Below are 13,162 nucleotides of genomic sequence, written 5' to 3'. Positions count from 1 at the left end.
GGTCCCCATCAGGCACCCACCGGCATCTGCATCAACAGCACCGCGTCCGCCGAGGCGGCCAGCCGGGCTGCCGCGTCGTCGTCGAGCAGCAGGCTGACGATCGCGCCGGACTGCCCGTCCGCGGCTACTGCTGCCGTGTCCACCTCATGCACCGACGCGGTGATCTTGACCGGCACGCCCGACGCGTCCGGGGCAGGCTGACCGTCCTTACCGCCCTGGCCGGTCGCGGGTGCGGCCACACCGAGGTAGACCTCGACCTTGGCGCCGGCCATCAGCCGCTGCGGGTACTGGCCGGCCTTCAAGCTCAGCGACACCAGGCGCTGGCCGGCAGGCGGGAACGCCGCCTGCGCGCCCAGCATCGACTCGGTCAGCAGCGTGCCTGCCGGCAGTGGCGCCACGACGGTCTGCCCGATCACCCGGGCGCTGTCCGCGGCCGCGAACACGCCCATCCCGGCGACTCCGGACATCGGCACGGCCTGCACGTCCGCCGCGTCGATGACCTGACCGGCCTCGACGCGCTGGCGCAGCACCAGCACCGGGTCGCGCTTGTCGAGGCGGCTGGTGATCACGCCGTACACGGCCACCGACAACAAGATCAGCAACACCCCGACGCCCAAAAGCGGCAACGTGCTGCGCTTACGCGCCCCTGCCATCGGCAGTCGCACCTTGCCGGCCTTACTCGGCGCAGGCGTCACTGCCGCGAGCCCCCGTGGTGACATGAGTCCGTGATCCCTTCGTAGAACACAAAGAAGCTGCATATGAGGCCGACCTGCGGTCAGCGTGAGACTGCCGACCTGTGGGCCAGCGGGTGAATTGCCGAGCTGCGGTCAGCCGGTGATGACGGCCTGAGATTCGGCGACGCGCATCGTGGTCGAGCCGGAACTGCTCAGACCTTCGAGGGTGCCGGACTCGCCTCCACCGGCCCAGGTCACCGACCACGACACCGTCGCCGTGATCCGGTAGCTCTCCGCCGGGGTGCGGTACGTCGTACCGCAGTCCGGTGACGACGACTCGGGGTCGTGCACTCCCGGCCGATACACCGTGCCCGGCCCGGTACACACCACGCTGGTGCCGTCACCCATGTCGAACGTGACCTTCTCCGGCCGCGCGGTCGCGGTCACCGACATGCCCGGCACACTCGCGGTCGCCGACTGCGGCTGCCACCCGTTGGGAATGGCCAGCCACACCGGAAGATGCACCCACGTCTCCGTCTGCGGGTTCACCGCGATCACCACCGGCGGGAACGTCAACCTCGACCGGGCCTGGCGTGCCAGCACCGCCGGATCCGGCGGTGGCGGCGGCTGCCCCAACCACACCAGACCGCCGGTGTTGAAACCCGTCGACCCGTCGCCGTAGGAGCACGCCTTGAAGTACCAGCCACCCTCACCCTCGGGCTGACCGCCCATTCCAGCGAGCGTGTCCGCCGACGGCGTCACCGGCGTGTACGAGCACACCGTCGTATCCGGATCACTGCTGCCGGGGTCGTTACTGCCGCCGTTATTTCCCCCGGGCTCACCGTTGCCCGAGCTGCCGGGCCTGCTCGGGGTGCCGACCTCCACGCACACCCCGCCGGGGCAGGCTTTCGTCGAGTTGCTTCCCGAACCGGCGACTGCGGTGTTCGCCGTTCCCAGCACGGCGCAGGTGATGACGGCGCCGACGAGGATCCAGCGGGGCATCAGCATGAACCCATCACATCGGCGCCCAGGATGTCGACCTTCCAGCCGTCACCGGACTTCACCACCATGATGTAGACCTTGCGCCGGCCTCCCGGCACGTCGTCCCACAACTCACCCGAAGCCTTGTACTCCAGCCACTTGGTGTCGTCCATGCAGTCCAACAGCGTCACCCGCGTCGGTGCCCGTGTCGGCTCGACCTTTACCGGCTTGGGGTCGAGAACCGGCTCGCCCAGAACGACCTTCTTCTCCATCCGGTTGGCGAACATCGCCGACACGACCGTCTTCAAGGCATCGCCCTGGCCGTAGGTACGCAACGCCTTCGCGTCCGGATCCGCGACCTTCGCCGCGTCCACCCAGGCCGCCATGAACTGCCGGTACGCCGCGACTGCCTCGCTGCCCGCCCGCGCTTGCGGCGTCTCAGCCGCTCCCGATGAACCGCTCGCCGACACACTCGGTGACGACGCAACCGGCGTGAAAGCCTGCTCGTCGGAGCCGTCCGCGCACGCACCGAGCAACGGCAACGCGACCGTCGCCATCACGCCAACGGCAAGCGCCGAGATCTTCGTCCTCACGATCAGTACCGTCCATAACTCTAGACAAGCGACTTTGTCCACAAATGGACCACCACAAGCCTTACGGAGAGTGTTCAACATGACGGTCGGACAAACGGAGGAGTACGCGTCGGATGATCGGCAGGAACCGGACGTCCGCCTCAGGGGTCACAGCGGTTGGGCCTTCTCTGGCCGTGACATCACTCGGTGTAGACGGACCTATCACTGTCCGGCCGGTAACAGAGCGTGAGCCTCGTCACGATCATCGAAAAACGTCTATATACGCCAAGTCGCCAGTTGTCGACGCGCCGGCTTCCGCCCGAGTGCTGATGTCCTCAAGGAGCCGGTATGGACTGGTGCCGAGAACGCTCGAGTCGGGAATAGATCGTCAACCAGGCCGGAAGCGGCGGCGGATTGGCGTGGTGCCGAAGCCGCTGGCCGCGCACGCCCGGTAGGTGGGGTCGCGGGCCACCGCCGCTGCCTTATCTCGGGACGATCGGAAGCTGTACGCGTTTCGATTGATGGCCTCGACTCCGGCACTGGTGGCTAGCTACTTTGACCTGAAAAACTAAGATCAACTGGCGGGATCCGGGGAGGTCGTATCAATCGGCGTGGCTGCTGCCTGTGGTCGGACTGACCTGGGAGAATCGACGGGAATCGCTGCCCTGTAAGGGATTGGTGCCCGGATGCTGCGCACACGCAATGACCAGCTGACGTTGTGGGAGTCGGTCTTGCCGCCCGAGGTTCTTCGGATGCCGGCGGAGCTGGCCCGGGTGGATGCCTTGCTGGATGACGAGCGGTTCTTCGCTCCGTTCCGGGCTTACTTCGACGCGAGGTTCGGGCGGCTGTCGATCCCGGTGGAGACGTATCTGCGGCTGATGTCCTTGAAGGTCCGTTACCGGCTGGGTTATGAATCGCTGTGCGCGGAGGTGACCAACTCGATCGGGTGGCGGTTGTTCTGCCGGATCGGGATCGACGGACGGGTTCCGCATCCGAGCACCCTGATGAAGATCACAACTCGGTGCGGTAGCGAAGTGATCGATCAACTCAACGAGGCGTTGCTGGCCAAGGCGGCCGAAGACAAGGTGCTGCGCACCGGACGGGTCCGCGCTGACACCACTGTGGTGGCGGCCGATGTGCAACGCCCGACCGACTCCGGCCTGCTGGCGAAGGCGATCGGCGCCATGAACCGGCAGATCGGCCGGATCAAGACGGCTGGTGCGGCTGCGCGCACCCCGTGGCGTGACCGCACCAGAGCGGCCGGTCGCCGGGCCCGGCAGATCAATTCCCGGCTGCGGCTACGTCAGGCGCAGAACCGCGAAGAGAACCAGGCGGCCGTGCTCCGGATCACCGGCGAGTTGGCTGACCTGGCCGCGCAAGCCGCCCGTGACGCCATCCCGGTGCTGCGCAACGCCCGGCGGGCCTTGGCGAAGACCACCGGTCGCCGCGCCGGGCAGCTGCGCCGCGCCGTCAACGAACTCGCCATCACACTGCAGTGCACTACCACCGTGATCGCCCAGACCCGGTCGCGGCTGGCGGGGGTCATGCCCGATTCCGCCACTCGCGTGGTCAGTCTGCACGACCCCGACGCCAGGCCGATCCGCCGAGGCCGGCTCGGGCACCCCACCGAGTTCGGCTACAAAGCCCAGGTCGTCGATAACGACGACGGCGTGATCGTCGACCACACCATCGAGGCAGGTAACCCCGCCGACGCGCCGCAACTCGCCCCGGCGATCGCCCGCATCACCCGCCGGGCCGGCCGGCCACCTCGCGCCGTGACCGCCGACCGCGGCTACGGTGAAGCCCGCGTCGAGGCCGCGCTGCATGAACTCGGCGTCCGCACCGTCGCGATCCCCCGAAAGGGGTCACCAGGCCCGGCCCGCCGCGCTACCGAACACCGCCGGCCCTTCCGTGACCTGGTGAAATGGCGCACCGGATGCGAAGGCCGCATCGCCCACCTCAAACGCCGATCCGGCTGGGACCGCACCATGCTCGACGGGCTCACCGGCGCCCGGATCTGGTGCGGACACGGCGTCTTCGCTCACAACCTCACCAAGATCAGCGCCCTCAGCGGATAACCACCACCGCAAGGCACCGTCGCGCCTCTGGACCCCACCACCCGAATCCACCCAGCACGGCCGCCACTACTTCTTCAGGTCGAAGTAGCTAGCGGCTGCGTTCCCGGTGGTCGCCAGTTGGGAGGAGGTTGCCGAGATACCAGGGCCCTGAGCCTTTGGGGCTCAACGGGCCAACTCTCCGGGCTGATAGCGGAGGTGACAGACGCGCAAGTCGCTGTCGTACTCGTAGTAGACCGTGATCGTGGAAAGAAAGTTGTTCTTGACCGAGCGAACACGTCCGCGTCTGCGGTCCTCGTTCTCCATGATCCAGGTCTCGATGCCTCGAGGCAGGCTGAACGTGAGCCGATAGCGGTCGGGCTCCCCGGTTGGCCGCGCTTCCCATTCGGCACTCATGCTCCGCGCGGGCTTCAGCAATACGGAGTGCGAGGGATGGGCGAGGGCGTAACTGATGAAGGTGTCGCGGTGCTCGATGGCGAGGGGCAGAACGAACGGGGCTGGCGGGAATCCGAGTAGCAGTTCAGCGTCGGCATGTTGTTGCAGCCGAGCTACAAACCCATCGATGCTCGCATCAAAGTCTTGCGCGAACTGAGGCGGCTGGACCTCTGGTTGAAGGGGCGGTGGTGTCGATGCGGTCCCAAGCAGCAGGCGCAGCCGTGAGCGCATCACGCCGACTGGGAACGTGGTGACGCCGTGCAGGGTTGCGGCGGCGTGGAGACGCCGGGCGCCGTCGGCCACGACTTTCAGCAGCCACGCGAAGCCGGGGATGGAGAGATCAATCAGAGATATTTGATGGGCGAGCGCGTATGCCTCCGCCTCGGCGGAGAAGCCGTTGGCGGAGAAGAGGGCGTAGCAGTACTGGAACCGGCGGCGTGGGCGCGATCCGGGCCGGGCCACGAAGTTCTGGTTCACGTCGGCGAGGGTGCCGTGGGCGTTTCGGACTACCTGAAGTTTGCATTTGGTCCTGTAGAACTTGGCCTCCAGGAAGAGCCGGACGGGCAGGGAGAACGCCGGGGTGAACGCGAACTCACCCAGCACGTCGACCTGGTGGCTGGTCCCTCGACCGCGAACCCGTAGGTCACCACCGTGGGACACGAGTTCGTCCGGGTCCTGCTCGGCAGCAACGAGCAACTCGTAGCCGCTGTGCCGCATCAGCCAGGCCAGGGCCTCTTCAAGAAGGTATCCACGCAATCCACTTTCCCGCACCACCGGTCAGACGCTAGTGGATGAGCAGTCGCGATGTACGGTCCTGGTCGAATCCTGCGGTGCACCGCTGGTCGCTGCGTAAGACGTGGCCGGAGCGTTGTCGCGATCGATGCGGTCGGCTCCGCGTCGCTGCTCACCGTTGTGGCTCCCGCGGCAACAACCGCCACAGCGACTCGAGCCTGCTAGCACCTCGCATCCAAGCGTGGTTGCTGCTGCCAAGCGAGGAATCCTCGCCTCGCCTCATTGGTGGAGGCCTGCCAGGTGCATCAACGGTTGGCCGGCTCGGTGCGGACGGGGAGTCAGTCGCAGCTTCTCCTTGGACGGCCTCTGCCGCTAGCAGCATCGTCATGACCAGCGCGATCGCATGGCTCCGACCGGAACTACGCCTTCATGCTCGAGTGGCCATTAGCAGTTTCTCCACTTTGCACGCCCGGTCCCGGTTCCGCTGATGGCTAGCCGTCTGTGGTCGATACGTCGCTCCGCGTAGACATCCAGGCGGTTTGGATGCCCCTCGGCGTGCGGACTCGATCAATTGCCATTAGTTCGGTAACGTAGGCGGCGGAAACTACACGTATGTGGTTCGACTCCGAACTGCAGTTTCGAAGAGTGGAAGGTCGGGGGTCGCAACATGGCGCAGCGCAAGGCGGTAGTCCTGCTGAGCGGGGGATTGGACTCTGCGACGGTGCTGGCGATCGCCCGGCACGAGGGGTACGCGCCCTACGCGCTGAGCTTTCGGTACGGACAGCGCCACACAGTGGAGTTGCAAGCTGCCGATCGAGTCGCTGGCGCCTTGGGGGCAGTGCGGCATGTCGTAGCCGACATCGACCTTCGCGTCTTCGGGGGGTCTGCGCTGACCGACGACAGTATCGCGGTGCCTCATCACGACAGCGCGGATGAGCTGGTCCCGAACATCCCGGTCACCTACGTGCCCGCCCGCAACACGATCTTCTTGTCGTTCGCGCTGGCGTGGGCCGAGACGCTGGATGCCTCGGATGTGTTCATCGGCGTCAGCGCCTTGGATTACAGCGGCTACCCAGACTGCCGCCCGGAGTACATCCAGGCATACGAGGCGATGGCGAACCTTGCCACCAAAGCGGGCGTGGAGGGTCGTCAGCGGTTGAAAATCCATACTCCACTGATTCAGCTGAGCAAGGCGGACACCATTCGGCGCGGGCTCGAGTTGGGCGTGGACTACTCACTCACCCACAGCTGCTACGACCCGGTTGACGGTAAGGCATGCGGCACCTGTGACTCGTGCCTGCTCCGCAACCGCGGCTTCGCGGAGCTGGGGATGACCGATCCGGCTCTGAGCGCTACACGAGGCTGACAGCCGCATGTACAAGGTGAAGGAAATTTTCTACACCCTGCAGGGTGAGGGCACTTATGCCGGCCGCCCCGCGGTCTTCTGCAGGTTCGCCTCATGCAATCTCTGGACCGGACGAGAGACTGATCGGCACCGCGCGATCTGCCAATTCTGTGACACAGATTTCGTCGGCACCGACGGCCCCGGTGGCGGCCGCTTCGCCACCGCCGCGGACCTGGCAGCGGCCGTTGCCAAGGCATGGCAGGGACTCCCGCACTCTCGCAGTCGGCCATACGTGGTGTGCACCGGCGGCGAACCGTTGCTGCAACTCGACCACGCGGCCGTCATGGCGCTACATGCCGAAGGCTTCGAAGTAGCTGTCGAGACCAACGGCACCCGTCCAGCACCAGCGGGCCTCGACTGGATCTGCGTGAGCCCCAAGGCCGGGGCGGAACTCGTCCTGACCTCTGGCGACGAGCTCAAACTCGTGTTTCCCCAACCAGACGCACCGCCTGAACTTTTTGAGGACATGGCGTTCACCTCCATGCGGCTGCAACCGATGGACGGCCCGGACCAGGAGTCCAACACTCGCGCGGCGGTGGCCTACTGTCTCGCTCACCCGCAGTGGCAACTCAGCCTGCAGACCCACAAGTACCTAGGAATCGCCTGATGGAGATCTACCGCGAGTTCACTTTCGAGGCCGCCCACCGGCTACCTCGAGTGCCCGAGGGACACAAGTGCGCCCGGCTTCACGGCCACTCCTACCGGGTGCAGGTCCAGGTTCGCGGCGACGTCGACCCGACCACTGGAATGGTCATGGACTTCGCGGAGATCAAGAAGGCGTTCCGCCCCTTGAACGACCAACTGGATCACTACTACCTCAACGACGTGGCTGGCCTGGACAACCCCACGAGCGAGAACCTGGCCCGCTGGATCTGGGACCGATTGATCGACCAACTACCGCTGTCGGAGATCGCGGTCCGTGAGACCTGCACCTCGGGCTGCATCTATCGGGGCGAAGCATGACAATCAGTGAGATCAGCCGAGACACCCTGCAGGACGTCCAGGGACTGCCCGACACCCGGGGAATCGCTCTCGACGAGGTCGGCGTCGAAGGCGTGCGTTACCCCCTCCTCATCTCCGACGCGTTGGGCAACAAGCGTGAAACTGTCGCCACGGTGACCATGTCGGTCAGCTTGGCCGATCACGTCAAAGGGGCTCACCTCAGCCGGTTCATCGACGTACTGCACGCCTGGCGAGATCAACTCGGCAGTCAGGCCGTCACCTTGATGGCTGATGACCTGCGCCAGCGCATGGGCAGCGCGACAGCTCGTGTCACGTTGACGTTCCCGTACTTTCTGGAACGCCACGCACCAGTCACCGGCATCGCCTCATTCATGGACTACACCTGCACCCTGACCGCAGCCGCCAACGACCTCGGCGAGGAGTTGAACCTGGGGGTCAAGGTGCCAGTCACCAGCGTGTGCCCGTGCAGCAAGGCCATCAGCGACCGCGGCGCGCATAATCAACGCGGCTGGATCACCATCGACGCTAAGCCTCGCACCCCTGCTACGGGCTTGTGGTTCGACGACCTCATCGACGTCGCCGAATCCGCCGGCTCTTCGCCGGTATACGCACTGCTCAAGCGGCCCGACGAGCGGCACGTGACCATGGCCGGATACGACAATCCCGTCTTCGTCGAAGACATGATCCGCACGGTGGCTGGAGCGCTGCACGGCGACCCGCGCATCGCCGCCTACCGGGTCCGCGTGGTCAACGACGAAAGCATTCACAACCACGCCGCTTACGCCCAGATCCCGTGGACAGCCGCCGCCGCAACGGTTGCGGAAGCCGGCGATGACTAAGCTGGATCCCGCCGCCCAGTCACCGGTCCACATCATCGTCACCTGCAGCAATCGAAAAAGTGACGTCGTGCCTGACCGTCTGAGGATGGCCGACCTGCGGGGCCACACCACGGGGCGACGGTTCACGGACTGGACGCAGCGGCTGTCCACGAGCACCGACCCCGATCGTCCGGCCATCGACCTCTACGCCGGCGAACACTGGCAGATCGCCCGAACGCTGCCCCTCCAGATCGCCCCTCGACCCGCCACGTTGTGGGTCTGCTCAGCCGGCTACGGACTCATTGCTGCCCACACACCGATCCAGCCCTACGCCGCGACATTCGCCGGCGGAGGACTCGACTCCGTGGGCGAGGACAGAACCTCGGCGAGAGAATGGTGGACCAGGCTGACGCAGTGGCCAGGGCCGGCCAGGGGAGAACCACGGTCGTTTGTCGACCTCGCTCGACGTGACCCGAACGCCACAATCATCGCCGTACTCTCCGAGGCATACCAGCGGGCCTGCGCAGCCGACATCATGGCCGCGACCCAGTTGCTTGGCGACGGCGAGCAGATGTCCGTGATCGGGCCCGCCACCACAGAGCTTGCGGACGTCATCGTGCCGGTCACTGCCCGCCTGCAGCCGCTGCTGGGCGGGAGTCTGCTGGCGCTCAACGCGCGTGTTGCGGCGCTGCTGCTGTCCTCTGCCGAGGACGATCAAGACTTGCGCCGTCAGCGGCTGCGTGCCCGCGTCGAACAATCGACGGTCTCAGCGCCGGCGCGGGCCGTACGTGCAGCCGGGCAGCGCATGACCGACGAAGAAGTCCGGGCCTTCATCGGCGCCCACGTCGAGGAGCCCGGAGTCAGCGCCACAAGCCTGCTGCGGCGTCTACGCCAGTCCGGGCGCTCCTGCGAACAAGGCCGCTTCGGCCAAATGTTCGCCGAGATCGCCGCAACCGCGGCAGGCCGCTGATGCCCGCCTCGGCACCCCCCACCAGCCTCGTCCGACGGGCACTGTGCATCGCACAGACGAGCGAATACCCCCTCTACGTCTTCACCCTCAAGGCAGAGGAGATCCTGAACGTCGGGGACATCTCCCGCGTCAGTCGCGACCAGACCGGCAAGCTCATCGGCTACCAACGGCCTGAGGTGCGCAAACACATCCAGGAAATCGTTGAGTACCTCAACACCGACGCCGCTGTCTTTCCCAACCCGATCATCATGGCCTTGTCGTCCCGAGTGCACTTCAAGAAGATCCGCGGCGACCGGCTACCCGGAGACGAACTCGGCATCACTGGCACCCTCACCATCCCTATGGCGGAGAACGGGCGACCCAAACCGGCCTGGATCGTCGACGGGCAGCAACGGGCACTGGCGCTGTCCCGCATGCGTCGCAGGGACTTCCCAGTCCCGGTCACTGCGTTCGTCGCCGACACCGTCAAGGTCCAACGCGACCAGTTCCTGCGCATCAACAACACCCGGCCGCTGCCCCGCGGTCTGGTCACGGAACTACTCCCCGCCGTAGACAGCCCCCTGCCACCGCGCCTGGCCATCCGTCGAGCGCCGTCGGAGTTGTGCGACGTCATCAACACCGACGAGCGCTCACCCCTTCGCGGCATGCTGAAACGAGCTTCGACCGACAAGTCACAGACGGCACTTGCGGTCATCACCGACACCGGGTTCGTGGAGCTGATCAAGGACAGCCTCACCACGTCCTCCGGCTGCCTGTTCCCGTACCGCGACGTCGGCCGCAACGAGACCGACTTCGACGGCATAATCCACGCCCTCTACACCTTCTGGGGCGCCGTACGCGACACCTTCCCCGAAGCCTGGGGCAAACCAGCGACCAAGAGCCGGCTGATGCACGGCGCAGGCATACGCGCCATGGGACGGCTGATGGACCGAGTGCTGGGCATCGTCGACCCCCGCGGACCCGACGCCCCGAGGCTGATCCGTGAACACCTGACGCTGATCGCCCCGCACTGCCGATGGACGTCCGGGACTTGGGAGGACCTCAACATGCGGTGGAACGAAGTCGAGAACACCCCCCGCGACATCCAAGCACTGTCCAACTACCTCATCCGGGTGCACCGCAACGCCCAGGCGGAGCAACGATGAAATTCTTCTTCCCCGACAGCCAGGACCAGATCGACCCAAGCTTCCACTTCGCGACCGAGGAGCGCAACGCGTTCCGGGTACGGCAGCGCGACGACCTGTACGCCCACGAAGTCCTCACCCAGGCCCCGTTCGACGGACTTCTGGTATCCAAGGCCATCGTGGACGGGCTGGCCAGCGGCGCAGCCGGCAAGTACACCGGAGCACAACGACACCGTCTCTACCGCGAAGGAGCCGCGAAGTTCTTCCGGCTCGACAACGGTCACACCCCGTTGGAGATCATGGGCGACTGCGGCGCCTTCTCCTATGTCGCCGAGGAACACCCGCCGTACACCGTCAACGAAGTCATCGACTTCTACGACGGGTGCGGCTTCAACTATGGCATCGCCGTCGACCACGTGATCTTCCAGTACGAGCCGGCCACGTCCCGTGACGATCCCCGAGCAGCCGAGTGGGCGCGCCGTCAGGAGATCACCCTTAGACTGGCCGATGAGTTCTGGGAGCGATGCAACGCCCGTGGTGTGGGATTCACACCGGTCGGCGTCGCGCAGGGCTGGAGCCCGCAGTCCTACGCCGATGCGATCGTGGAACTGCAGAAGATCGGCTACACCCGGATCGCCCTGGGCGGCATGGTGCCGCTCAAAACCCGCGAGATCCTCGAGTGCCTACGAGCGATCGACGACGTGCTCGAACCGGGGACCGAACTCCACCTGCTCGGCGTGAGCCGCGTCGACGACGTGCCCACTTTTGCCAGCTACGGCGTCACCAGCTTCGACAGCACCTCACCGTTTCGCCAGGCATTCAAGGACGACCGCGACAACTACTACACCCCCACCCGCACTCACGTCGCCCTGCGCGTCCCCCAGGTGGACGGCAACGCCAAGCTCAAGGCCCGGATCCGTTCCGGTGAGATCAGCCAGGGCGAGGCCATGAAACGTGAGAGGGAAGCCCTCACTCGCTTGCGTGAATACGACGCCGAAGAGGTCGACATTGACCAGGCCTTGGACGCCCTGGGCCACTACAGCGAGCTATGGGACGGTAAGTCCGATCGTCGGGAGCAGTACCGTGCGACATTGGCCGCCCGCCCGTGGCGCGACTGTCCGTGCGATCTGTGCACCGAGGTGGGTATCGAGATCGTGATCTTCAGAGGTTCAGAGCGCAACAAGCGGCGGGGCTTCCACAACCTGTACGTGTTCGAACAACGGCTCCGCGCACAACGAGGAAGGACAACCGCGTGACTCACACCCGGACCAAGGCGGCCGCTCCCACCAGCACCACGAGGGAGTTGCGCCTGCCGGCCCTGGAGATTCAGCAAGGTCGCGGACGCCGCCTCTACACCTTCGCCATGGACGGCAAGCTCGTTCCCGAGATCGCCACGGTGTCACGGGTGCGGCGGGATGAGGACGCACTCCTGCACGGCTACCAGCGGCCCGAGGTCCTCGCTCATGTTGCCGCGATCCGAAAGTACATCGAATCGGACGCGAGCCCGCTGCTGCCCAATGCCATCGTCATCGCGTTCGACGAACGAGTGCGCTTCGAGGCCGCCCCGTCGGCCTCCGACAGCCCCGACTACGTACGCACCGGAACCCTGATCATTCCCGTCGTCGACGGAGCTGATCTCGATCGCCCAGGCTTCATCGTTGACGGCCAGCAGCGCAGCGCCGCCATCCGTGACGCCAACGTCGATGCCTTCCCGGTGAGCATCAGCGCGTTCATCACGAACGAAACCGCCGACCAGCGATCGCAGTTCATCCTGGTCAACTCCACCAAGTCACTGCCGAAGGGGCTCATCCACGAGCTGCTGCCGGGAGCCTCGGGAGCACTACCTACCCCTCTGCGGGTGCGGCAACTGCCGGCCACGTTGCTGGAAGGGCTGAACTTCAACGATCGGTCGCCACTCAACCGCATGATCCAAACGCCGACCAATCCGTCGGGCGTCATCAAGGACAACTCCGTGCTCAGAATGCTGGAGACCAGCCTGAGCGACGGAGCCCTCTACCGGTTCCGCAACGACGAGGCGCTGCCCAACACTGGCTATATGCTGACCGCCCTGTTTAACTTCTGGACCGCCGTCGCAGCCGTTTTCCCCGACGCCTGGAACAAGCCGCCTCGCAAGTCTCGGCTCATGCACGGCGCGGGCATCATCAGCATGGGTTACATGATGGACGCCATCACCCACGTCCGCGATCAAGGCGACGGCATCGTGGAGGTCGAGGAGTACACCGCAGACCTGAAGTCCATCGCCGACGACTGCCACTGGACCGACGGTGAATGGACCTTCAGCGACGGCGTCATCCGCAGGTGGAACGACATCCAGAACACGCCCCGAGACATCAAGCGCGTCGCGGACTTTCTGCAGGTCCGATACAGGAACAGGTAGCCAGGCGCCGATGTG

The 13,162-nt window shown here is 65.6% G+C and carries 12 protein-coding genes and 1 pseudogene; 9 read left to right on the top strand and 4 right to left on the bottom strand.

What is annotated here, in order from left to right; all coding sequences use genetic code 11:
• Nucleotides 1–8: 8 nt before the first annotated feature.
• From AB0368_RS06595 to AB0368_RS06585, 3 genes are all read right to left on the bottom strand, one after another.
• Nucleotides 9–653 (bottom strand): SAF domain-containing protein, encoded by a 645-nt coding sequence (locus AB0368_RS06595; protein WP_366152763.1) that lies wholly within the window; start codon nucleotides 651–653, stop codon nucleotides 9–11.
• 174 nt (nucleotides 654–827) lie between these two features.
• Nucleotides 828–1,682 carry a hypothetical protein gene (locus tag AB0368_RS06590; RefSeq protein WP_366152762.1) on the bottom strand — a complete coding sequence of 285 codons (855 nt, stop codon included), beginning with the start codon at nucleotides 1,680–1,682 and terminating at the stop codon, nucleotides 828–830.
• Entirely contained in the window at nucleotides 1,676–2,290 is a 615-nt protein-coding gene (locus tag AB0368_RS06585; RefSeq protein WP_366152761.1) for a hypothetical protein, read from the bottom strand. The genes AB0368_RS06590 and AB0368_RS06585 overlap by 7 nt, the downstream gene beginning before the upstream one ends.
• A 623-nt stretch (nucleotides 2,291–2,913) precedes the next feature.
• On the opposite strand from AB0368_RS06585, the gene AB0368_RS06580 reads away from it, so the two are divergent.
• A complete protein-coding gene (locus AB0368_RS06580; RefSeq protein WP_366152760.1) occupies nucleotides 2,914–4,305 on the top strand; it encodes an ISNCY family transposase in 1,392 nt (463 codons plus the stop codon).
• Nucleotides 4,306–4,467: 162 nt separating this feature from the next.
• Here AB0368_RS06580 and AB0368_RS06575 read toward each other — a convergent pair whose 3' ends face one another.
• Complete coding sequence (locus tag AB0368_RS06575) at nucleotides 4,468–5,511, bottom strand: hypothetical protein (protein ID WP_366152759.1); 1,044 nt, start codon at nucleotides 5,509–5,511, stop codon at nucleotides 4,468–4,470.
• Nucleotides 5,512–6,133: 622 nt separating this feature from the next.
• Between AB0368_RS06575 and queC the strand changes: the two are divergent.
• From queC to dbpB (AB0368_RS06535), 8 genes and pseudogenes are all read left to right on the top strand, one after another.
• Nucleotides 6,134–6,835 (top strand): annotated as a pseudogene (gene queC / locus AB0368_RS06570) (7-cyano-7-deazaguanine synthase QueC); the annotation flags it as partial.
• A 7-nt stretch (nucleotides 6,836–6,842) separates the two neighbouring features.
• A complete protein-coding gene (gene queE, locus AB0368_RS06565; RefSeq protein WP_366152758.1) occupies nucleotides 6,843–7,481 on the top strand; it encodes a 7-carboxy-7-deazaguanine synthase in 639 nt (212 codons plus the stop codon).
• A complete protein-coding gene (gene queD / locus AB0368_RS06560; RefSeq protein ID WP_366152757.1) occupies nucleotides 7,481–7,837 on the top strand; it encodes a 6-carboxytetrahydropterin synthase QueD in 357 nt (118 codons plus the stop codon). The genes queE and queD overlap by 1 nt, the downstream gene beginning before the upstream one ends.
• Nucleotides 7,834–8,676 carry a GTP cyclohydrolase FolE2 gene (gene folE2, locus AB0368_RS06555; RefSeq protein WP_366152756.1) on the top strand — a complete coding sequence of 281 codons (843 nt, stop codon included), beginning with the start codon at nucleotides 7,834–7,836 and terminating at the stop codon, nucleotides 8,674–8,676. The genes queD and folE2 overlap by 4 nt, the downstream gene beginning before the upstream one ends.
• On the top strand, nucleotides 8,669–9,625 hold the full coding sequence (locus AB0368_RS06550; protein WP_366152755.1) for a hypothetical protein: 957 nt from the start codon (nucleotides 8,669–8,671) through the stop codon (nucleotides 9,623–9,625). Before folE2 ends, AB0368_RS06550 begins: the two co-directional genes overlap by 8 nt.
• Nucleotides 9,625–10,770 (top strand): DGQHR domain-containing protein DpdB, encoded by a 1,146-nt coding sequence (gene dbpB / locus AB0368_RS06545; RefSeq protein ID WP_366152754.1) that lies wholly within the window; start codon nucleotides 9,625–9,627, stop codon nucleotides 10,768–10,770. The genes AB0368_RS06550 and dbpB (AB0368_RS06545) overlap by 1 nt, the downstream gene beginning before the upstream one ends.
• The gene (dpdA, locus tag AB0368_RS06540) at nucleotides 10,767–12,005 is read left to right on the top strand and encodes a tRNA-guanine transglycosylase DpdA (RefSeq protein WP_366152753.1); all 1,239 of its coding nucleotides are present in this window, start codon (nucleotides 10,767–10,769) and stop codon (nucleotides 12,003–12,005) included. Before dbpB (AB0368_RS06545) ends, dpdA begins: the two co-directional genes overlap by 4 nt.
• Complete coding sequence (dbpB, locus tag AB0368_RS06535) at nucleotides 12,002–13,147, top strand: DGQHR domain-containing protein DpdB (protein WP_366152752.1); 1,146 nt, start codon at nucleotides 12,002–12,004, stop codon at nucleotides 13,145–13,147. Before dpdA ends, dbpB (AB0368_RS06535) begins: the two co-directional genes overlap by 4 nt.
• Nucleotides 13,148–13,162: the final 15 nt, after the last annotated feature.

Source organism: Actinoplanes sp. NPDC051475 (assembly GCF_040689425.1).
Classification (GTDB): Bacteria; Actinomycetota; Actinomycetes; order Mycobacteriales; family Micromonosporaceae; genus Actinoplanes.
The sequence above is the reverse complement of the archived record's forward strand: the minus strand, read 5'-3'. Positions and strand labels throughout refer to the sequence as shown.